The following is a 20,424-nucleotide window of genomic DNA, read 5'->3' on the forward strand; positions in this document are numbered from 1 at the left end:
CGTTCCGGCGGACCGGCTGCGTGCCCGACGGGTCCCGGCTCGTAGAATCGGGACCACCATGGCTTACCTCGACCACGCCGCGACCACTCCGATGCTGCCGGAGGCGATCGAGGCGATGACCGCCCAGTTCGGCCTCGCCGGCAACGCCTCCTCGCTCCACGCCGCCGGGCGCCGGGCCCGCCGTACCGTCGAGGAGGCCCGCGAAACGCTCGCCGAGGCCCTTGGCGCACGGCCCAGCGAGGTGGTGTTCACCTCGGGCGGTACGGAGGCCGACAACCTCGCCGTCAAGGGCCTGTACTGGTCCCGGCGCGCCGCCGACCCCGCCAGGACCAGGGTGCTCGCCAGCCCCGTGGAGCACCACGCCGTCCTCGACGCGGTCCAGTGGCTGGGGGAGCACGAGGGCGCGACCGTCGAGTATCTGCCGGTCGACCCCTACGGCCGGGTGCGTCCCGAGGCGCTGCGCGAGGCCATCGAGCGCGACCCGCTGGATGTCGCGCTCGTCACCGTCATGTGGGCCAACAACGAGATCGGCACCATCCTGCCGGTCCGTGAACTGGCCGAGGTGGCGGCCGAGTTCGACATCCCGCTGCACTCCGACGCCGTCCAGGCCCTCGGCCAGACGGAGCTGGACTTCGGTGCCTCCGGCCTCGCCGCGATGACCGTCTCCGGCCACAAGGTCGGCGGCCCGTACGGGATCGGCGCGCTGCTCCTCGGCCGGCAGTACACCCCCGTACCCGTGCTGCACGGCGGCGGCCAGGAGCGGCATGTGCGCTCCGGCACCCTCGATGTCCCGGCGATCGCGTCCTTCGCCGTCGCGGGACGGCTCGCCGCCGAACGGCGCGAGGACTTCGCCCGCGACATCGGCGCCCTGCGGGACGAACTGATCGAGGCGGTACGTACGGCCGTCCCCGACGCGGTGCTCGGCGGCGACCCGGACCACCGCCTGCCCGCCAACGCCCACTTCAGCTTCCCGGGGTGTGAGGGCGATTCGCTGCTCCTGCTGCTGGACGCCCAGGGCATCGAGTGCTCAACGGGCTCCGCCTGTACGGCCGGTGTGGCCCAGCCCAGCCACGTCCTGCTGGCCACCGGCAGCGACCCGGATCTGGCCAGGGGCACCCTGCGCTTCTCCCTCGGCCACACCTCCACGGCGGCGGACGTGGAGGCGGTGGCGAAGGCCATCGGCCCGGCCGTGGACCGCGCCAGGAGCGCGGGCCTCAGCTGAGGACGGGGCGGTGTCGGCTCAGGCCGGCGCCGCCACCGCGGCCACCGCCGGGCCACGCAGTGTCCGGTGCGCCGTACCGACACTCGTGACCAGTGTCGCCGCGGCGGCGACCGCCGTGACACCGAGCCAGATCCACGGCTCCTGCCCCGGCAGGACCTCGTCGGTGCGTACCAGACTGAACGGGACGCTCCCCGCGAGCCCCGCGACCGTGCCGAAGAACACCCCCGTCACCGTCAGCGCCAGCCCCTCGACGCCGACCGTCCCCAGCACCTGGCCCGGGGTGGCCCCCGCGAGCCGCTGCTGACCGAACTCGCGGCGGCGGTACGAGGTCGCCGCGTACAGGCTGTTGATCAGCGTGATACAGGAGAAGACCACGATGATGCCGACGACCACCAGGTTCACCGTCTCCAGGTTCTTGTCCTCGACCGATCTGGTGAGACCGGACGCCGCGATCGCGTCGTTCTCCAGCGACTGCATGGTGAGCGTCGCCGTCGCGATACCGGTGAAGAGGATCAGCGGCATCAGCACGCCGGACAGCGGCGTGGCACGGTGGCGCATGGTGTGGACGGTCAGATAGCCGCTCGCCCCGGTGAGCGCGGTGAGGGGCCGCTCCAGCGCGCCCAGCAGGGCCCGCAGCAGCGCCGGCGCGAAGTGCGCGAGGCCGACGGCGAGCAGGATGGCGCCGCAGGCCGGTGCCGCCATGAGCGCGGGCGACGTCGGATCGATCGTGAACGTGACGCACACCCCCGCCGCCCCGGCGACGAGCGCGGCGGCGCCGGCGGCGTTCCGGCCCCGGCCGCGGGGCTCGGCTGCGCCCGCCATGGCCCTCGTCGCGCGGCGCACCGCGAGGAACGCGGCGCCCGTCGCGGCCAGCAGCGTGATGCCGAGACCGGAACCGAGCGCGATGGGCCCGAACGCGTGGGCGACATCGTCGGCGACCTGGCCGGTGTCCTGGAACACCGCGAGCAGTGCCCGTCCGCCGAGCATCGCGGGTCCGATCGCCAGCACCGCCCCGGCCAGGGCGACCGCGGCCGATTCACCCACGATCATCCGGGTGATCTGCGCCGGGGTGGCGCCGGTGCTGCGGAGCAGGGCGATCTCCGTACCGCGCTGCCGTACGTTCACGGTCAGCGTGGACGCGACGGCGAAGAAGACCAGCAGCGCGCCATAACCCCCGACGACGTTCGCGACCAGCTCAAGAGTCCGCGCGCTGGTGGAGTCGACGCCCGGGGCGCCGGCGGTGTCGTGCATCGAGTGGAACGCCATGATGATCCCCGCGCCGAGGAAGGCGGACAGCAGGGTGGCGAGAAAACGCCCGGGACGTGCCGCGATGGACCGCAAGGCCAGCGAGAACATGGCTCACACCCCGGCCGTCAGGTCGTACTGCGCCGGGTTCACGCCACCGTGATGCGCCGGGTTCGCGCCGTGGTTCACCGCGTCGCCCAGATGTGCGAGCCGCTCGGCGACCGCTTCCACGGTGGGCGCGGTCAGCCGCCCGGCCAGCCGGCCGTCCGCCAGGAACAGCACGGAGTCCGCGTACGAGGCGGCGACCGGGTCGTGCGTCACCATCACGACCGTCCCGCCGTGGACCCGTACGGTCCGCTGGAGCAGCCCCAGGACGTCCCGCGCGCTGCGCGTGTCCAGCGCGCCGGTCGGCTCGTCCGCGAAGATCACGGCGGGCTCGGTGACCAGCGCGCGGGCGATGGCGACGCGCTGGCGCTGACCGCCGGAGAGCTGGTCGGGCCGGTGGCCCAGCCGGTCGCCGAGACCGACCTGGGCCAGGATCTCCCCGGCCCGTGCCCGGTCGACATGGCGCCCGGCCAACTTCAGCGGCAGGGTGGTGTTCTGCGCCACGGTGAGCGTGGGCAGCAGGTTGTACTGCTGGAAGACGAAACCGATCCGGCGGCGGCGGAACTTCGTCAACGCCGCCTCGCTGCCGCCGGTCATCTCCGCTCCGTCCACCATGACCAGCCCGCTGTCCGGCCGGTCGAGCCCGGCGGCGCACTGCAACAGGGTCGACTTGCCGGAGCCGGAGGGCCCCATGACCGCGGTGAAGCTCCTGGCGGGCAGGCTCAGCGACACATCGTCCAGCGCGGTCACCGCGTTCCCGGCGGACCCGTGGACCTTGCGGACCTTCACCAGGCGCAGCGCCTCGGCGCTCCTGGCGGGCTCGGTCGTGTTCGTACGGCGAAACATGGTGTTCCCTCCCCGTCCGGGCGCTCCTCGCGCCCGTGCGTGACGCCCGTGCGCCACGCTCGTCCATGACGCTACGGACGGGGGAGTGCCGTCACATGGGGCATAGGGCCCGGATACGGGGGTGGTGCTGGGTGCACCACATCTCCGCGCGCCGCGCGGCGGCTCAGGCGTCCGCCACGAACTTCATGTAGCGGTCCCAGTCCCACTTGGTCCCCGGGTCCGTGTGGTCCGTGCCGGGGACCTCCACATGCCCGATGATGTGCTCGCGGTCGACGGGTATCGCGTACCGCCTGCATATGTCGGCGGTCAGCCGCGCCGAGGAGCGGTACATCGCGTCCGTGAAGGACGAGGCCTCGTCCACCCAGCCCTCGTGCTCGATGCCGATGGAGCGTTCGTTGTACTCGCGGTTGCCCGCGTGGTACGCCACGTCCAGCTCGCGGATCATCTGTGCCACATGGCCGTCCTTGCGGACCACATAGTGCGAGGCGGCGCCATGGCCGGGGTCGCGGAAGACCTTCAGCGCGACCTGATAGCTGCCCTGGACGACATGGATCACCACCCGGTCGATCGTGTAGTCGTCGGGACGGTCCGCCCGGCGCCAGTTCGCGGAGGAGGCCGCCACCCACTCGGAGCCCGCGTAGTCGAGCTCACCCTCCTTGCGCGGCTTGGCGACGCCGGGAACGCGGTACCACAGGTGCCCCAGCTCCTCCCGCGCGAGCAGGCCCCCGCCGAGCACGGCCGCCGCGCCGCCGATCAGCACCGCCCGGCGGCGGACCTTCGTACCGTCCGACGGCGCCCGACGGCTCCCGCCCGCGCGATGGCTCCCGCCCGCGCCGCCGCCCGTCGTGCTCTGTGTGTTCTCGCCCATGTGATCGTCAACGCATACTCGCGCGACTGTGGTTCCCCCGGGCCGTACCCTGGTTGGGCTATGACTCAGAATTCCCAGCGCACTCGCCCTCTTCGCGTACTCGCCGCCATGTCGGGCGGCGTGGACTCCGCCGTGGCCGCCGCCCGTGCCGCCGAGGCGGGCCACGATGTGACCGGAGTGCATCTCGCGCTCTCCGCGAATCCACAGTCCTTCCGTACCGGCGCGCGCGGCTGCTGCACCATCGAGGACTCCCGCGACGCGCGCCGGGCCGCCGATGTCATCGGCATCCCGTTCTATGTGTGGGATCTCGCCGAGCGCTTCCGCGAGGACGTCGTCGAGGACTTCGTCGCGGAGTACGAGGCGGGCCGCACCCCGAATCCGTGTCTGCGCTGCAACGAGAAGATCAAGTTCGCGGCGCTGCTCGACAAGGCGCTCGCCCTCGGCTTCGACGCCGTGTGCACCGGCCACTACGCGACGGTCGTCATGGGCCCCGACGGCGCGCGTGAGCTGCACCGCGCGAGCGACATGGCCAAGGACCAGTCATACGTACTGGGTGTTCTCGACGAGCGTCAGCTCGCCCACGCGATGTTCCCGCTCGGCGACACGCTCACCACCAAGGACGAGATCCGCGCGGAGGCCGAGCGCCGGGGCCTGGCGGTGGCGAAGAAGCCCGACAGCCATGACATCTGCTTCATCGCGGACGGCGACACCCAGGGCTTCCTGGCGGACCGGCTCGGCCGGGCGGAGGGCGACATCGTCGACGAGTCCGGCACGAAGGTGGGCAGCCACGACGGCGCGTACGGCTTCACGATCGGCCAGCGCAAGGGCCTGCGCATCGGCCACCCGGCCCCCGACGGCAAGCCGCGCTATGTGCTGGACATCTCACCGGTCGACAACACCGTGACGGTCGGCCCGGCCGCCGCGCTGGACGTCACGGCGCTGACCGCCCGCAAGCCGCGCTGGTGCGGCACGGCCCCCACCGGCCCCGGCGACTACACCGCGCAGCTGCGCGCCCACGGCGGTGAGACGGCGGTGACGGCGGAGCTGGCCGACGGCACGCTCCACGTCCGCTTCGAGGAGCCCGTACGCGGCGTGGCGCCCGGCCAGGCGATCGTGCTGTACGACGGCACGCGTGTGGTCGGCTCGGCGACGATCGCGACGACGGAGCGGCGTACGGGAGCCCTGGCGGGCTGATCAGCCGCCGGGCCTACGGGGTGTGAGGTCGAACACGCCGTACGCGAAGCCCTGGGCCGTGATCGCCGGGCCGTCGAGCGTCACACCGGAGGCTTCGAGCGCGCGGGCGTGCGCGGTGTCGAGAGTGGCCGCCGTGCAGGCCGCCGGGGTCGCGCGCGGGTTGACGACGACGAGATGGCGCCCGCCCCTGACGTAGACGAACGGGTAGCCGGAGTGCAGCACCTCGACACCGCCCGCCGCGCCCAGCTCCGGCGTCGCCCGGCGCAGGGCGATCAGACGGCGTACGAGATGGAGCAGCGAGCCCTCGTCGGCCCGCTGGGCGGCGACGGTGGGGCGGTCGGGGCTGGGGTCGAGCGGGAGGTACAGGCCCTCCGCGGCGGGGACGGTCGAGAAGCCCGCGTTCGGGCCCTCGTCCCACTGCATGGGCGTGCGGGAGCCCGCCCGGTTGTAGCGCGGGCCCAGGACACTGCCCTCGGTGTCGGGCAGACCGGGGATGAAGCGCATGCCGATCTCGTCGCCGTAGTAGATCGCGGGCAGCGTCGGCCAGGTGAGCTGGAAGACGAAGGCGGCCGGGAGCTGTTCGGCGGTGCGCGGGCCGCAGTTGAGGCGCGCGAAGTCGTGGTTCGCGGTGGGCAGGGCGACGTGCCCGCCGTCACCGATGACGGAGACGGCGTCCCGCCAGGCGTCCACGAAGGTGCTCGGTGAGCCCTCACCCATGGGATCGAAGAAGCACTCGACCGGATCCCAGCCGTCATTGTCGGTGCCGTGCCGGTTGTTCCACAGGGAGCGCAGCGGACGTCCCTCGGTCGGGCCGCCGAACTGGAGGAAGAAGTCGGTGTGGAACCCGGCGGGGACCGATACGGCCGGGTCGCCCCACTCGGCGAGCAGGACCGCCTCGGGATGGGCGGTGTCGAGCCAGTGGCGCAGCTCCGTCCAGAGCTTGCGGGTCTCGCTCTGGCCGGGGTCGTCCTTGACGAGCGAGGCGGCCATGTCGACGCGGAAGCCGGCCAGTCCGAGACCGAGCCAGTGGTCCATGATCTCCCGCAGGGCGGCGCGGTTGGCCAGCGGGCCCGGTGCGTCGGGGGCCTGCCGCCAGGGTTCGGCCGGATCCGTGCGCGCGTAGCCGAAGTTGAGCGCGGGCTGCGAGTCGAAGAAGTTCGGCAGATAGGCGCCGGGGCGGGTGCCGGGTGAGGCCACGAACCCGGCGGGCGGTGGGGTGTCGGCGTCGGAACCGGCGCGCGGTGGGGTGTCGGCGTCGGAACCGGCGCGCGGTGGGGTGTCGGTGTCGGCGTGCCTGTCCGTCCCGGGTCCCGGCCGCGCGTCGGTCCAGATGTAGCGGTGGTCCTCGGGGTCGTCGGCGGATGCCGTGAACCAGTGGTGCTGGTCGGACGTGTGTCCGGCGACGAGGTCGAGCAGGACCCGGATGCCGCGCCGACGGGCCTCGGCCACCAGCCGGGCGAGATCGTCGTCGGTGCCGTAGCGGGGCGCGACGGTGAAGTAGTCGCTGACGTCGTATCCCGCGTCGCGGAAGGGCGAGGCGAAACAGGGGTTGAGCCAGATGGTGTTCACGCCCAGCCAGGCGAGATGGTCGAGGCGTCCGGTGATACCGGCGAAGTCACCGATGCCGTCGCCGTCGGAGTCGGCGAACGACTGCGGGTAGATCTGGTAGAAGACGGCGTCGGCCAGCCAGGCCGGGGCGGGGCGGAACGAAGTCATGGTGTCGGTACGGCCTTCCCTGCGGTGAGGGGGAGTTCAGCTTTTCATGCCCGTTACGCAAGCGTGACCGGGCGGACTCTTGTGAGTGTCGAAGAGCCTCCCCCAGGGTTCTGTATGCGCATACAGGCAGCGCATACATGCTGCCACAGGCTCCCGCCCCAGGAGCCGCCACCCGTTCTCTTCCATTGCGGAAGTAACTCTTCCATTGAGGAAGTACGACGCCATGACGCATGTCCCCGCACCACGCCGCCGCACCGTCCTGGGTGGCGCCGCCCTCGGCACACTCGCCACGGCCGGCCTGTCCGCCCAGACCGCCCCGGCCGCGCACGCGGCGCAGGCCGGGCGAGGAGCGACCGCCGCCCCCGCCCCGGCCGGCTCCGTCTCGTACCGGAACAAACAGATCCTCGTCGACGGCGAGCCCACGCTCGTCCTCGCCGGCGAGATCCACTACTTCCGGCTGAAGCGGGCGGACTGGCAGTCACGGCTCGACCGGGCGAAGGCCGCAGGGCTCAACACCATCGCCTCGTACATCCCTTGGATGTGGCACGAACTCCCGGACGGCACCATCGATGTCACCGGCCGCACCCGCCCCGAACGCGACCTCGGTGCCTTCATCGACCTCTGCCACCGCAACGGCTTCCTGTTCATAGCCCGCCCCGGCCCCTTCACGATGGCCGAACTCAAGGGCGAGGGCGTCCCCGACCGGGTGCGCGAGGAGTACCCGGAGATCGTCTCCACCGGCTGGTACGACGCCCCCGCCACCACCCCCACCGTCGACTACCTCGCGCCCGCCTTCCTCGACGAGGCGCGCCGCTGGTACGCGGCCGTGATGCCGGTGCTCGCGCAACGGCTGCGCGGCAGGGGCGGCCCCGTCGTCTCCGTACAGCTCGACAACGAGATCGGCATGCTGGCGTGGGTCAGCAACTCGCCCGATCTCACGGACCATCTGACGGCGGACTTCGACGGCTGGCTGCGCGAGGAGTACGGGGAAGAACTGGCCGGCCGCTATCCGTTCGCCGGTGCGGACCCGGCCGGACGGCGCAAGGCGATCCGCCACCCCGAGGACGCGTACGGCGCGGCCCTGATGCACGATCTGGGCCGGTTCATGCGGGGCCGTTTCGCGCGGTACGTCACCGAGCTGCGCCGGGCCGCCGAGGCGCACGGGGTCACGGGCATCCCGTTCGTCATCAACATCCACGGCACCTCCGACAGCCGTGCCGAGCCGTTCCCCATCGGCATCAGCCAGCTGATGGAGACCTACGCGGGCATCGAGGGGACGATCTCCGGCGCGGACTTCTATCTGGGCGATCTGACCCTGCGCAATGTCACCGATCTGTATCTGATCAATGCCTTCATGGACGCGGTCAATGACAAGGATCAACCTGTCACGGCGCTGGAGTTCGACGCAGGGCACGCCGACTACGGGCAGAACATGGACAGTCAGACCAGCCCGTCCGGGGTCGATCTGAAGACTCGTCTCTGTGTGGCGCAGGGCGCGAAAATGATCAACTACTACCTGTTCGCGGGCGGATTCAACCCGAAGCTCGACAAGCCGGCGGGCGACGGGAACGACCGCATCGGCATCACGGGAGAGCGGCACGGCTTCGCGGCGCCGGTCGATCCGGAGGGCCGTCCGGGCGTCAGCTACGCGTCGACGCGCCGGACGGTACGTGCCATGGGCGGGCTCGCCGAGGTCCTCGCGCCGATGCGGGCGACCTACGACGAGGTGGCGCTCGGCTTCGTCCCCGACCACTATCTGACCGAGTACCACCCGCCGAGGCTCGCGTCGGTGCAGCGTGTGCTGGACGAAGCGGTGAACACGCGCGGCGCCGGTCCCCGGGGCTCGCTGGCCCGCGCGATGCTTCTCGGCGGCTTCCGCTACCGGAGCGTCAACCTCCAGGCGGGCGACCTCGACCCGGCGCGCGTACCGGTGCTCGCGCTGGCCACCGGCGAGCATCTGGGGGCGGAGCTCCAGCGCGGGCTGGTCCGCTATCTCGAAGCGGGCGGCAAGCTGCTGCTGTCCGGCAGGCTCCCGGTCAAGGACATGGCCGACCGGCGGTGCACGGTGCTCGCGGAGGCGCTGGGGCTCACGGCCGGCGACACACTGACCGACGCGAACCGTTTCTGGCTCTCGGTCACCGCGCACGGCTGGGCGGCGCCCCTGCCGGAAGTACGCCTCTCACGCGCCCAGTTGTGCGCGCCCGCGCGCGGTACAACATTGCTGCGCGAGCTGTCCACGGGCAAGGGCTGTGGCTTCGACATCCCCGTGGGCCGGGGGCGGGCCGTGGTGATCACCACCGACTACCAGTGCGATCTGACCTTCTGGAGCCGTGCGTTCCGCGCCCTGGACGCCGCCCCCGCCCTCCGGCACAGCGCCACCGATCCGGGTGTCTTCCTTCTGACGACGGCGGACGACGCGCGGGGACGGCTGCTGCACGCCTTCAACGTCTCCTCCGGCTACGACCAGGACTTCACCGTCACCGAACACGGCAAACCCCTTTTCGGCGGGGAGAAGCTGCACCTGCCGGGGCGTACGGGGGCGATGCTGCCGCTCGGACTGGTGGCGGGCGGGCTGCGGATCGCGTACGCGACGGCGGAACTCACCGGTGTCGCCGATGGCAGGGCGACCTTCCGCGCGCTCGGCGGGGAAGGCGGCGGGGGCTCGGAAGGCCGCGAATCGGTGGTCGCGGTGGAGGGCGGGGCGGTCTGCGACGGCGCTCGTGTGTCGACGGAGGGCGGACGGACGGTGCTGCGGGTACGGCGCGCCGAGTTCACCGTCCGCCGCGCCTGACGCACCGCGCGGCCCCGGGAAAGCCCGGGGCCGCGTGGTTGTCGGCCTGATCAGCGCGATGGCGATCGGCTGCGGTCGGAAGTGGGGGCCGGGCCCTGTCCGGCTACCGGCCCGCCTGAAGGGCCGACCAGGTCGCGGGACCGGCTATGCCGTCCACGGACAGTCCACGGCCGCTCTGGTAGTCACGTACGGCCTGGGCCGTACCCGGCCCGAACTGGCCGTCGGCGGAGACGGTCCGGCCGAGAGCCGCGGTCAACGCGCGCTGAAGACGCTCCACCACGGCGCCGGTGCTTCCTTCCCGCACCACGGAGGTGGTCCCGGCCGAGAGCAGCGCCGTCCAGGTGCGGGCGCCCACAACGCCGTCCGCGGGCAGCCCGCGCGCGCTCTGGAAGGACTTGACCGCGTTCGTGGTTCCGTTGCCGAAGACGCCGTCCACGGTGCCGGCGTTGTGACCCTGCTGGTTCAGCAGGGTCTGAGCGGCCTTCACCTGGGCGCCGGTCGAGCCGCCGCGCAGTGTGTCATACGCGGGGAAGCTCAACTGGACGCCCCCGCCGCCCCCGCCACCGGTGCTGCCTCCCACCAGCTGCATGAAGTAGGTCCAGTTCCAGTTCGGTCCCGGATCGGTGTGGTCGTTGCCCGGGACCTCCGAGTGGCCGACGATGTGCGCCCGGTCCTTGGGTATGCCGTACCGGTCGCACAGGTACTTGGTGAGGGCGGCCGACGACCGGTACATCGAGTCGGTGAACCAGCTCGGGTCGTTGATGAAGCCCTCGTGCTCTATCCCCAGGCTGGAGGAGTTGGCCGAGCGGGCGTGGTACGCGGTGTCGCTGTCGCGGACCATCTGGGTGATGGCGCCGTCCGAGGAGCGGACCACGTAGTGGGAGCTGACCTTCGAGGACGGGTTCTGGAACCAGCTGATGGTCCCGGCGTAGGAGCCCTGCGTGACATGCAGGACCACGCTGCTGATCGACGCGGACCGGCCGGCGGCGTAGTTGGCCGAGTTGGCCGGCACCCACGCCGCGTCCGGGTAGTCGGGGGAGAGCGCGGCGCGCAGCCGATCGGTGTCCGTGGCCGCGTACGGGCCGCGTACGGGCTCGACGGCGCGGGGCCGTACGGTGACGCTCTCGCCGCCCGCGACGTCCGCGGCGATGCCCTGCGCGAGAAGCGTGTAGACGGTGTCGGCGTAGAGCCGCGCGGTGCGGAGGTCGCTCGCCCCGCCGTATCGCGCCACCGCCGGGTACCACTCGTCGACATCGCCGCGCTCCGCGGCGTCCAGCCCCAGCCCGTCGGCGTAGGCGCGCAACACGGCCGCGCCGCCCCGGATGTTCGCCGTCGTGTCCCCGCGCAGCTCGGCGCTCCGCTCGCCGGTCAGCTCGGCGGCCTTCTCCAGGGTGCGGTGCGTGGGATTGCTCACGAGGTGCATCACCCCGTAGCCGTTGGCCTGGCTGGGTTCGCCGTGGTGCCCGTCGAGGTGTGTCTCGCCGTACCCGACGGCCACCAACAGGTCCCGGGGGACGTCGAATTCGGCCGCGGCCCGGGTGAAGGCCCGGCTCATGCCGTCCCGGTCCGACGGGGTGACGGGCGCGGCGCCCGCGGATGGGGCCGTGGCGAGGAGCACCGTGGTGACCAGGCCACCGAGTGCGGACAGCGCCGTTCTCCTCATGGGCGTCCTTCGCCATGGCCTGTTTCCCGGCGTCGATCGTCGGTACATGCTTCCTCCTGGCCGTTTCGCGGTCTCCGCCGGAGCGGATCCGTGGGGGGCTACGCGAGTTGGGTCTACGCGCGTGGGTCTGCGTGCGTGCGTGCGTGCGCGTGCGTGGGTACGCGTGCGCGGGGGTATGCGAGTGGGGTCTACGCGAGTTGAACGCACCACTCCTATCGAGTGGTCATGCTCACGTCAAGCCCGCGTGTCGCGTACGCCACCGAAGCGACCCATCGGCAAGAAAGCGCGCCTACCGGTGCAAAGCCCGGCACCCCGCGCCCTGCGCCCGGCTCTCTGAGCCTTGCGCCCTGAGCCCTGAACCCTGCGCCCTCACCAGCGAAAAGCCCTACGCGTCGAAGAACTCCTCCAGGACCGGCGCCAGCACATGCGGTGCCACCTCGTGTGTCTGCCCCGTCAGCGTGCGGTGCCGGCCACGGGGGAGGGCCTGGGCCACCGCGCGGGCGGCGTCACGCAGCGGCAGCGGGCTGGCGCCGCCGTCCACCACCATCGCGCGGGTCCTGATCGTCGCCAGCCGGTCGGCCGGGACGAGCCCCTGGCCCAGTACGGCGTTGTCGTACGCCAGGGTGTGCGCGAGCGCGGCCAGCTCCGGCCACATCGAGGACCGGCGCACCCGGGCGATCATCTCGGGCACCGTCCCCACCAGCGAGAGGAACAACTCCACCGCCTCGCCCCGGCGCCCCCGCGCCAGCAGCTCCGAGAGCCGCTCGCGATAGGCCGCCTTGCCCGGCAGCTCGGCCGGATCGGTGGCGTACGGAGGCTCGTACACGGCGAACTGGGTGACCGGCACGCCCGCCGCCGTCGCCTCCAGGACCAGGGCCGCGCCGGAGGACATGCCGTACACGGACGCGCTTCCGCCCGCCACCTCGACGAGCGCGGCCAGATCCTCGGTCTCCCGCTCCACCGCGTAGGGACCGCTCTCGCCGCTGGCGCCGCGCCCGCGCCGGTCGTAGGTGATCACGTCGAAACGCGGCGCGAGCAGCTTTGCCAGCGGGGCGTCGGATTCGGCGGTGTTGAGGGCGCCCCCCACCAGAATCACCGGCGGCCCGTCCCCCGACCGCCGGTACGCGATCGGGGTGCCGTCCCCCGATGTCACCGTGCACACATTGTCCATACCGACTCAGACCCGCGTGCCCGGCGCAACTCATCGCTCGCGGCGGAGGTTTTTTCTCAGCCCGCGACGACCTCCGTGTCGTAGAAGCAGAAGTGGTCCTTGACCTGGGCGACTTCGGCCTTGGGCGTCGGGTATGCCCAGACGGCGTCCGACGCGCCGGGCAGCGACCAGTACGAGGCGTCGCCCTTGAACGGGCAGTGGGTGGTGGTGTCCGAGGGTGTGAGCAGATCCGTGCGCACGTCCTCGGGCGGGAAGTAGTAGCGGACCGGATAGCCGGTCTCGCGCAGGAGCAGCGGCCTGCGGCTCTCCGCGACGATCTGCCCGTCGCTCACCACACGTACATACTCGGTGCCCTGCTCGACGGTGATGGTGTGTCCTGCGGTCATGACGATCTACCCCTTCTGAGGTGCGGCTGTTTCCCCGCGTGATCCTCGCGCGGTCCCCTCCGTACCTTCAGCAACGATCCACGGCGAGCTCTTCCCGCCCGTACCGTTCACCTCATGAATATCTGTGTCTTCCTCTCCGCCGCCGATCTCCCCGAGCGCTACACCCGTCCCGCCCGTGAATTCGCCGAACTGATCGGCAAGGGCGGCCACACCCTCGTATGGGGCGGCTCCGACAGCGGGCTGATGAAAGTGGTCGCGGACGGTGTACGGGAGACGGGCGGCCGGCTGGTCGGTGTCTCCGTGGACTTCCTCAGCGACGTGGCCCGCGCGGACTCCGACGAGATGGTGATCGCCAAGGACCTCGCCGAGCGCAAGGCCCTGCTGCTGGCCAAGTCCGACGCGGTCGTGATCATGGTCGGTGGTACGGGGACGCTGGACGAGGCCACCGAGATCCTGGAGCTCAAGAAGCACGGCCTGCACGCCAAGCCCGTGGTGCTGCTCAACACGGCCGGTTTCTACGACGGACTCAAGCAGCAGTTCCGGCGGATGGACGAGGACGGCTTCCTGCCGCTCCCCCTCACCGACCTGGTGTTCTTCGCGGAGGACGGGGTGAGCGCGCTCGTGTATCTGGAGGAGTCCGCGGGCGTTCAGTGATCGGGGCGCGGTGATGCGACCATGACCGCATGGCTACCCATCTGATCACCGGTGCGGGCTCCGGCATCGGCGCCGCCGTGGCGCGCCGGCTGCACGAGCGCGGCGACGACCTGATCCTGTTCGCCCGTGACGCCGGCCGCGCCGGGGAACTCGCCTCGGCCTTCCCCGGTGCCCGCACCCTCGTCGGCGACCTCGCCACCCCGGACCGGCTCTCCTGGGCGCTGGCCCAGCAGTCGCTGCCCGACCGGCTCGACTCGCTGCTGCACATCGCGGGCGTCGTCGAGCTGGGCGCGGTCGGGGACCTGACCCCCAAGACCTGGCACCACCAGCTGAATGTGAACCTGGTCGCCCCCGCCGAGCTGACCCGGCACCTGCTGCCCCAACTCCGGGTCTCCCGCGGCCAGGTGATCTTCGTCAACTCGGGCGCCGGGCTCAGCGCGCACGCCGAGTGGGGGGCGTACGCCGCGTCCAAGCACGGTCTCAAGGCGCTCGCCGACGCGCTGCGCGAGGAGGAGCGGGCGAACGGTCTGCGGGTGACCTCCGTCTACCCGGGCCGTACGGCGAGCCCCATGCAGGCCAAGGTCCACCAGCAGGAGGGCAAGGAGTACGACGCCGCCCGCTGGATCGACCCCGGGTCCGTGGCGTCGACGATCCTCGCGGCGCTTGACCTGCCGCGCGACGCGCGGATCGACGACGTGACCGTACGGCCGGGCCGGTGAGCGCGCCGATGGCCGAGTCGCACAACGAGGCGCACAACGAGTCGCGTATGGAGCCGCGCGACGAATCGCGGAACGGGCAGCGGAACGGACCGGTCACCGCGGCGCCGACAGAACGGCCCGGCAGGCTCTGGGGAGCCGCCACGGGGGTCGGTTCGATGCCGGGCGGCGACGCGCGGGAAACCGCCAAGGCCGTCACCGGCAGCTTCGAGGACTTCCCGCATCTGCCCGAGCTGCCCGCCCGAGGCCCCGGCGCCGACATGATCGGCCGGACGACCGGACTGCTCGTCGAGGTCTACGCGCGTGTGGAGCCCAGCGGCTGGCGGATCGGCGACCGGCCGGGCCGTGACACCAAGCGGGCCCGGTCGTGGATGGGCGAGGACCTCGACGCGCTGGAGGAGTTCACCCAGGGGTACGAGGGCCCGCTCAAGGTCCAGGTGGTCGGACCGTGGACGCTCGCCGCCTCGCTGGAGCTGCGCAACGGCGAGTCGGCGCTGAGCGACCCCGGAGCCTGCCGGGATCTGACCGGCTCACTGGTGGAGGGGCTGAGCGCGCATCTCGCGGAGGTACGGCGCCGGGTGCCGGGCGCCGTACCGGTGCTCCAGATCGACGAGCCGTCCCTCACCGCCGTACTGCGCGGCCATGTCAGGACCGCCAGTGGCTACCGCACGCACCGCGCGGTCGACCGCCAGATCGTCGAGAGCGCGCTGCGCGAGGTGACCGCGCTCAGCGCCGGGACGGCGGTCGTGCACTCCTGCGCGCCCGACGTCCCGTTCGCGCTGCTGCGGCGCGCGGGTGCGGCGGCGGTCTCGTTCGATTTCGGTCTGCTCACCGAGCGTGACGAGGACACCATCGGGGAGGCGGTCGAGGGCGGCACGAAACTCCTCGCCGGGATCGTGCCGGGCACGGACGGCCCATTGTCAGACCCTGCCGGTAGCGTCATGGGGGTCAGGACGCTTTGGCGCAGGCTGGGGCTGAGTCCGGGGATTCTCGCGGAGTCCGTGGTGCTCACCCCGTCGTGCGGGCTCGCGGGGGCCTCTCCCGCGTACGCGCGCGCCGCCATGGCGCACTGCGTCAGGGCCGCGAGATCCCTCGCGGACAACCCTGAGTGACGATCCGGATGACGGGTCCTGGTGAACGGGAGGACGAAACGGTGGCTGGCGAACAGCGGACGGCGGTGCCCGCCGAGGCACGGGAGCGGCATGGCCGACTCGCCGAGCAGATCGAGGAACACCGCTTCCGGTACTACGTGAAGGACCAGCCGGTCATCAGCGACGGCGAGTTCGACACACTGCTGCGGTCGCTGGAGGCGCTGGAGGAGGAGCATCCGGAGCTGCGCACGCCCGACTCGCCGACCCAGAAGGTCGCGGGGGCGTACGAGACGGACTTCACCGCGGTCCAGCACAGCGAGCGGATGCTCTCCCTGGACAACGCGTTCGACGACGAGGAGCTGGCGGCCTGGGCCGACCGGATCGCCAAGGACGTGGGCACGCCCGACTTCCACTATCTGTGCGAGCTGAAGGTCGACGGGCTCGCGGTCAATCTCACCTATGAGCACGGCAGACTGACCCGCGCCGCCACCCGCGGCGACGGCCGTACGGGCGAGGACATCACGCCCAACGTCCGTACGATCGCCGAGATCCCGCACCGGCTGGCGGGCGAGCGCGTCCCGGATCTGGTGGAGATCCGCGGCGAGGTCTATTTCCCGATGGAGGCGTTCCAGGAGCTGAACGCGCGTCTGGTGGCCGCCGGTGACAAGCCGTTCGCCAACCCGCGCAACGCGGCGGCGGGTTCACTGCGCCAGAAGGATCCCAAGATCACCGCTACGCGCCCACTGCACATGGTGGTGCATGGCATCGGGGCCCGTGAGGGCTTCGACATCGACTGCCTCTCCCACGCGTACGAACTGCTGCGTGGCTGGGGGCTGCCGACCGCCCGGCACAACAAGGTGGTCGGATCGATCGCTGAGGTACGGGATTTCATCGCGTTCTTCGGCGAACACCGCCACTCCGTGGAGCACGAGATCGACGGTGTGGTCGTCAAGCTCGACGAGATCCCCCTCCAGGGCCGGCTGGGCTCCACCTCGCGCGCGCCGCGCTGGGCGATCGCCTGGAAGTACGCGCCCGAGGAGGTCAACACCAAGCTGGTGAACATCCGGGTGGGTGTCGGCCGCACCGGGCGCGTCACGCCGTACGCGCAGGTCGAGCCGGTCACGGTCGCCGGTTCCGAGGTCGAGTTCGCCACACTGCACAACCAGGAAGTGGTGAAGGCCAAGGGCGTCTGGATCGGTGACACGGTCGTGATCCGCAAGGCAGGCGATGTCATCCCGGAGATCCTCGGCCCGGTCATCGATCTGCGGCCCGAGGACGCGTACGAGTTCGAGATGCCGGTGGTGTGTCCCGAGTGCGGTACGGAGCTGCGGGCCATGAAGGAGGGCGATATCGACCTCCGCTGCCCCAACGCCCGCACCTGCCCGGCCCAGTTGCGCGAGCGGCTGTTCTATCTCGCCGGCCGTAAGTGCCTGGACATCGAGAACTTCGGCTATGTGGCCGCCGCCGCCCTGACCAGACCACTGGAGCCGGACACACCGCCGTTGGCGGACGAGGGCGATCTCTTCGATCTGACGGTCGAGCGGTTGCTGCCCATCAAGGCGTATGTCCTCGACCAGGACAGCGGGCTGCCCAAGCGCGACCCGAAGACCGGCGAGGAGAAGGTCGTCACGGTCTTCGCCAATCAGGAGGGCGAGCCGAAGAAGAACGCCCTGGCGATGCTGGGGAACATCGCGGCGGCCAGGCAGCGCCCACTGGCGCGGATCATCGCCGGGCTCTCCATCCGTCATGTGGGACCGGTCGCCGCCGAGGCGCTGGCCAGGGAGTTCCGCTCGATCGACCGCATCGAGCGGGCGACGGAGCAGGAGCTGGCGGATGTCGACGGGGTCGGGGCGATCATCGCCACCTCCGTCAAGGATTGGTTCGAGGTCGACTGGCACCGCGAGATCCTGCGCAAGTGGCGGGCCGCCGGGGTACGTATGGAGGAGGAGGGCACCGGCGAGGACGAGGCACCACGGCCGTTGGAGGGCCTGACGGTCGTCGTCACGGGCACGCTGGAGCAGTACACGAGGGATGGCGCGAAAGAGGCGCTTCAAACCCGTGGGGCGAAGGTGACCGGCGCCGTCTCGAAGAAGACAGGCTTCGTGGTGGTCGGGGAGAACCCTGGTTCGAAGTACGACAAAGCGATGCAGCTGAAGGTTCCGGTCCTGGACGAACAGGGGTTCTCCCTCCTGCTGGAACAGGGCCCGGACGCGGCCAGGGAAGCCGCGATCAGGCCGGAAGAGGCATCGGCCACCCCTGAGGAGTAGCGCGACAATCCCCCGGAAAGCGGAGTCCCACCCCGTCCAATTCGGGCCGCAAGCTCACCCGTTCGGCGCATACCAGATGGATAAGGATGGGCAGGTCGCATTCGGGCAACAGCTGTAGAGCGCTGCCCGTCGGAGCGTTCAGCGGCCTACTGTTGAGAGGTGCGCCTGTCGTGAACGGCTGAGTGGTGTGATTCCGGCCGTGTGTGCATGACAACGTGACATCGCGTGGCATCGGCTTCGCCGGCTGTGAGAGGGACGGGAATGAAACCGACCGAGAGCGCCGCCCCGGTCTCACCCCCGCGCGGATTCGCGCGAATTGCGGGCCTTGCGTCCAGGACGCCCGCTCTTGTGGTGGGATTCGCTGTCGTCCTCCTGGCGACGGGACTGGTCCATACGGTGCGCGACGGCCACGTGCTCTTCCCCGGTGGCACCGAGGGATGGGCCCTGGCCGTGCTGACCGGCATCATCGTGGGCCATCTGGTCGCCCTCGGCCGGGACCGCTGGTGGGGCGGCACGGGCTCCGGCGCCGCCCTCACCCTGGCCGTCCTGCTGCTCTACGGCTGGGTGGCGGCCGGACTGGTCTCGCTGGCCGTCGTGGTGCTGGTCGGGGTGGCCCGCAGACACCGCTGGCGACTTGGTGTCCTGCACGGCGCGGCGGACATGCTGGGAATCGGCGCCGCCGCGCTCGTGCTCGCGCTGTTCGGTGTGGTTCCCACCGTCGAGCGCCCCTGGCAGCCGCTCGACTGGGGGTTCGCCAGCGTTGTGGAAATCGTGCTGGCCGCCGCGGCCCATCTCGTGGTCACCCGGGTGCTGCTCTGGTACGCGCTCTCCCCGCAGAGCGGCGGGCTGCCGACCGTCGCCCGAACGGCCCTGTACCGGCAGGGTCTCGTCGCGGTCGCCCTGCTCGGTATCGCGCCGCTGATCTGTGTGGTCGCGGTGTCCCTGCCGGTCCTGCTGCCGCTCTTCGCGATCCCGCTGATCGCCCTCGACTCCACGCTCTGGATCGCCCGGGCACGGGCCGAGGAGCAGCTGCGCGACCCGCTCACCAAACTGCCCAACCGGCAGTGGCTGCTGGAGCGCACCTGGGCGGCGCTGGAGGAGGCGGAGGGACTGGGCGCCAGGGCCGGACTGGTCCTGATCGACCTCGACCGCTTCCGCTCGGTCAATGACACGCTCGGTCACCTCGCGGGAGACCGGTTGCTGTTGCAGATAGCCGACCGGCTCCGGCTGGCCCTGCCCCGCGGCGCCGAGGCCGCGCGGCTGGGCGGCGACGAGTTCGCGGTGCTGCTGCCGACCTGCGACTCCACGACCAGCGCCCAGCGGGTCGCCCGCCATCTGGTGGCCGAGCTGTCCTCACCGCTGGACCTCGACGGGCTGACGCTCGTCCTGGAGGCGAGCGCCGGAGTCGCCGTCTATCCCGAGCACGCGGTGGACGCCGAAGGACTGCTGCGGCGCGCGGACGTCGCGATGTACCAGGCGAAGCGGGACCGCACGGGCGTCGAGGTCTACGAGTCCAAGCGGGACTCCAACACCCCGGACCGGCTGGGTCTGCTGGGCGATCTGCGCCGCGCGCTGGACGCCGGCGAGGTGGAGCTGCACTACCAGCCCAAGGTCCGCTTCGACGGCCAGGTCGCCGGGCTGGAGGCGCTGGTGCGCTGGGTGCACCCGGAGCGCGGCCGGGTCCCTCCCGACGACTTCATCGCGATCGCCGAGTCCTCCGGTCTGATGCCTCATCTCACCGAATACGTACTGGAGATGGCGCTCGCCCAGGTCGCCCGCTGGCGGTCCCAGGGCCTGATGGTGCCGGTGGCGGTCAATGTCTCCCCGCGCGATGTGCACACCCCCGGTTTCGCGGGCGCGGTGGCGGCCCGGCTGGCCAGGCACGGCGTCCCGGCCGGCTCCCTTCAGCTGGAGATAACGGAACACGTCCTGCTGGAGGACCCCCAGCGGGCGGCCGACACCCTCGCCGGGCTGACCGGGCACGGCGTCAAGATGTCCCTCGACGACTTCGGTACGGGGTACTCCTCCCTGGTGCATCTGCGGCGGCTGCCCGTCAGCGAGCTGAAGATCGACCGCTCCTTCGTGGCCAGACTCGCCGTCGACACCGAGGACGCGGAGATCGTCCGCTGCACGGTCGATCTGGCGCACTCACTGGGCCTGCTGGTGGTCGCGGAGGGTGTCGAGGACGACGAGACATGGGAGCGGCTGCGGGATCTGGGCTGTGACGCGGTACAGGGCTGGCTGGTGGCCGCCGCGATGCCGCCGCACGAGGCGACGGCCTGGCTGCTGGCCAGGGGCGAGCGCGGCTGGCAGCGCCCGTCGGAGCTGGAGGCGGCGCGCGCCCGCCGGCTGGCCGTCGAGCGCGCCCGGGAGCAGTCGGGCCAGGTGGTCCAGTGACGCCCGGTCGGCCGCCCGTCGAGGAGAGCTAGCGGCGGGTGAGGGCGGGGGTCCCTGGGACGGGCTTCCCCGGTCCCGGGAACCCCGTCCCG

Annotated in this window: 15 protein-coding genes; 8 read left to right on the forward strand and 7 right to left on the reverse strand. The window is 71.5% G+C overall.

Features of this window, described 5'->3' with window-relative positions; all coding sequences use genetic code 11:
• Positions 1–58 precede the first annotated feature (58 nt).
• The gene (locus tag ABTZ59_RS25660) at positions 59–1,222 is read left to right on the forward strand and encodes a cysteine desulfurase family protein (protein WP_351416323.1); all 1,164 of its coding nucleotides are present in this window, start codon (positions 59–61) and stop codon (positions 1,220–1,222) included.
• Positions 1,223–1,240: 18 nt separating this feature from the next.
• Here ABTZ59_RS25660 and ABTZ59_RS25665 read toward each other — a convergent pair whose 3' ends face one another.
• From ABTZ59_RS25665 to ABTZ59_RS25675, 3 genes are all read right to left on the reverse strand, one after another.
• The gene (locus ABTZ59_RS25665; RefSeq protein ID WP_351416329.1) at positions 1,241–2,578 is read right to left on the reverse strand and encodes an FtsX-like permease family protein; all 1,338 of its coding nucleotides are present in this window, start codon (positions 2,576–2,578) and stop codon (positions 1,241–1,243) included.
• 3 nt (positions 2,579–2,581) lie between these two features.
• Positions 2,582–3,418, reverse strand: a complete 837-nt coding sequence (locus tag ABTZ59_RS25670) for an ABC transporter ATP-binding protein (RefSeq protein WP_351416334.1) — start codon at positions 3,416–3,418, stop codon at positions 2,582–2,584.
• 163 nt (positions 3,419–3,581) lie between these two features.
• Complete coding sequence (locus ABTZ59_RS25675) at positions 3,582–4,286, reverse strand: N-acetylmuramoyl-L-alanine amidase (RefSeq protein ID WP_351416337.1); 705 nt, start codon at positions 4,284–4,286, stop codon at positions 3,582–3,584.
• 60 nt (positions 4,287–4,346) lie between these two features.
• Here ABTZ59_RS25675 and mnmA point away from each other — a divergent pair, with 60 nt between their 5' ends.
• Entirely contained in the window at positions 4,347–5,480 is a 1,134-nt protein-coding gene (gene mnmA / locus ABTZ59_RS25680) for a tRNA 2-thiouridine(34) synthase MnmA (protein WP_351416340.1), read from the forward strand.
• Here mnmA and ABTZ59_RS25685 read toward each other — a convergent pair whose 3' ends face one another.
• A complete protein-coding gene (locus tag ABTZ59_RS25685) occupies positions 5,481–7,196 on the reverse strand; it encodes an alpha-amylase family glycosyl hydrolase (RefSeq protein WP_351416346.1) in 1,716 nt (571 codons plus the stop codon). It abuts the gene before it with no gap.
• Positions 7,197–7,419: 223 nt separating this feature from the next.
• Between ABTZ59_RS25685 and ABTZ59_RS25690 the strand changes: the two genes are divergently transcribed.
• Positions 7,420–9,987: a beta-galactosidase gene (locus ABTZ59_RS25690; protein ID WP_351416352.1), complete on the forward strand. Its 2,568-nt coding sequence runs from the start codon at positions 7,420–7,422 to the stop codon at positions 9,985–9,987.
• A gap of 103 nt (positions 9,988–10,090) precedes the next feature.
• On the opposite strand, the gene ABTZ59_RS25695 is transcribed toward ABTZ59_RS25690, so the two are convergent.
• From ABTZ59_RS25695 to ABTZ59_RS25705, 3 genes are all read right to left on the reverse strand, one after another.
• Positions 10,091–11,650, reverse strand: coding sequence for a peptidoglycan-binding protein (locus tag ABTZ59_RS25695; RefSeq protein ID WP_351416361.1), 1,560 nt, complete (start codon positions 11,648–11,650; stop codon positions 10,091–10,093).
• A gap of 385 nt (positions 11,651–12,035) precedes the next feature.
• Positions 12,036–12,812, reverse strand: a complete 777-nt coding sequence (locus ABTZ59_RS25700) for an alpha/beta fold hydrolase (protein ID WP_503003652.1) — start codon at positions 12,810–12,812, stop codon at positions 12,036–12,038.
• A gap of 65 nt (positions 12,813–12,877) precedes the next feature.
• Positions 12,878–13,213, reverse strand: coding sequence for a DUF427 domain-containing protein (locus tag ABTZ59_RS25705; protein ID WP_351416540.1), 336 nt, complete (start codon positions 13,211–13,213; stop codon positions 12,878–12,880).
• Positions 13,214–13,321: 108 nt separating this feature from the next.
• Between ABTZ59_RS25705 and ABTZ59_RS25710 the strand changes: the two genes are divergently transcribed.
• The 5 genes from ABTZ59_RS25710 to ABTZ59_RS25730 all read left to right on the forward strand — a co-directional run bounded on the left by ABTZ59_RS25710 (position 13,322) and on the right by ABTZ59_RS25730 (position 20,332).
• The gene (locus tag ABTZ59_RS25710) at positions 13,322–13,861 is read left to right on the forward strand and encodes an LOG family protein (RefSeq protein WP_351416372.1); all 540 of its coding nucleotides are present in this window, start codon (positions 13,322–13,324) and stop codon (positions 13,859–13,861) included.
• Between the two features lie 29 nt (positions 13,862–13,890).
• Positions 13,891–14,580 (forward strand): SDR family oxidoreductase, encoded by a 690-nt coding sequence (locus ABTZ59_RS25715; protein ID WP_351416377.1) that lies wholly within the window; start codon positions 13,891–13,893, stop codon positions 14,578–14,580.
• A complete protein-coding gene (locus ABTZ59_RS25720) occupies positions 14,577–15,689 on the forward strand; it encodes a methionine synthase (protein ID WP_351416383.1) in 1,113 nt (370 codons plus the stop codon). The genes ABTZ59_RS25715 and ABTZ59_RS25720 overlap by 4 nt, the downstream gene beginning before the upstream one ends.
• Positions 15,690–15,697: 8 nt before the next feature.
• Entirely contained in the window at positions 15,698–17,935 is a 2,238-nt protein-coding gene (gene ligA / locus ABTZ59_RS25725) for an NAD-dependent DNA ligase LigA (protein ID WP_503003640.1), read from the forward strand.
• A 261-nt stretch (positions 17,936–18,196) separates the two neighbouring features.
• Complete coding sequence (locus tag ABTZ59_RS25730; protein ID WP_351416395.1) at positions 18,197–20,332, forward strand: putative bifunctional diguanylate cyclase/phosphodiesterase; 2,136 nt, start codon at positions 18,197–18,199, stop codon at positions 20,330–20,332.
• The last annotated feature ends 92 nt before the right edge of the window (positions 20,333–20,424 follow it).

Source organism: Streptomyces sp. NPDC094034 (assembly GCF_040303865.1).
Taxonomy (GTDB): Bacteria; Actinomycetota; Actinomycetes; order Streptomycetales; family Streptomycetaceae; genus Streptomyces.

What these genes read in the sequence shown, in the direction of transcription:
- ABTZ59_RS25660 (WP_351416323.1), top strand. Translation starts at nt 59, where the DNA reads ATGGCTTACCTCGACCACGCCGCGACCACTCCGATGCTGCCGGAGGCG.
- ABTZ59_RS25665 (WP_351416329.1), bottom strand. Translation starts at nt 2,578, where the DNA reads ATGTTCTCGCTGGCCTTGCGGTCCATCGCGGCACGTCCCGGGCGTTTT.
- ABTZ59_RS25670 (WP_351416334.1), bottom strand. Translation starts at nt 3,418, where the DNA reads ATGTTTCGCCGTACGAACACGACCGAGCCCGCCAGGAGCGCCGAGGCG.
- ABTZ59_RS25675 (WP_351416337.1), bottom strand. Translation starts at nt 4,286, where the DNA reads ATGGGCGAGAACACACAGAGCACGACGGGCGGCGGCGCGGGCGGGAGC.
- mnmA (WP_351416340.1), top strand. Translation starts at nt 4,347, where the DNA reads ATGACTCAGAATTCCCAGCGCACTCGCCCTCTTCGCGTACTCGCCGCC.
- ABTZ59_RS25685 (WP_351416346.1), bottom strand. Translation starts at nt 7,196, where the DNA reads ATGACTTCGTTCCGCCCCGCCCCGGCCTGGCTGGCCGACGCCGTCTTC.
- ABTZ59_RS25690 (WP_351416352.1), top strand. Translation starts at nt 7,420, where the DNA reads ATGACGCATGTCCCCGCACCACGCCGCCGCACCGTCCTGGGTGGCGCC.
- ABTZ59_RS25695 (WP_351416361.1), bottom strand. Translation starts at nt 11,650, where the DNA reads ATGAGGAGAACGGCGCTGTCCGCACTCGGTGGCCTGGTCACCACGGTG.
- ABTZ59_RS25710 (WP_351416372.1), top strand. Translation starts at nt 13,322, where the DNA reads ATGAATATCTGTGTCTTCCTCTCCGCCGCCGATCTCCCCGAGCGCTAC.
- ABTZ59_RS25715 (WP_351416377.1), top strand. Translation starts at nt 13,891, where the DNA reads ATGGCTACCCATCTGATCACCGGTGCGGGCTCCGGCATCGGCGCCGCC.
- ligA (WP_503003640.1), top strand. Translation starts at nt 15,698, where the DNA reads ATGACGGGTCCTGGTGAACGGGAGGACGAAACGGTGGCTGGCGAACAG.
- ABTZ59_RS25730 (WP_351416395.1), top strand. Translation starts at nt 18,197, where the DNA reads ATGAAACCGACCGAGAGCGCCGCCCCGGTCTCACCCCCGCGCGGATTC.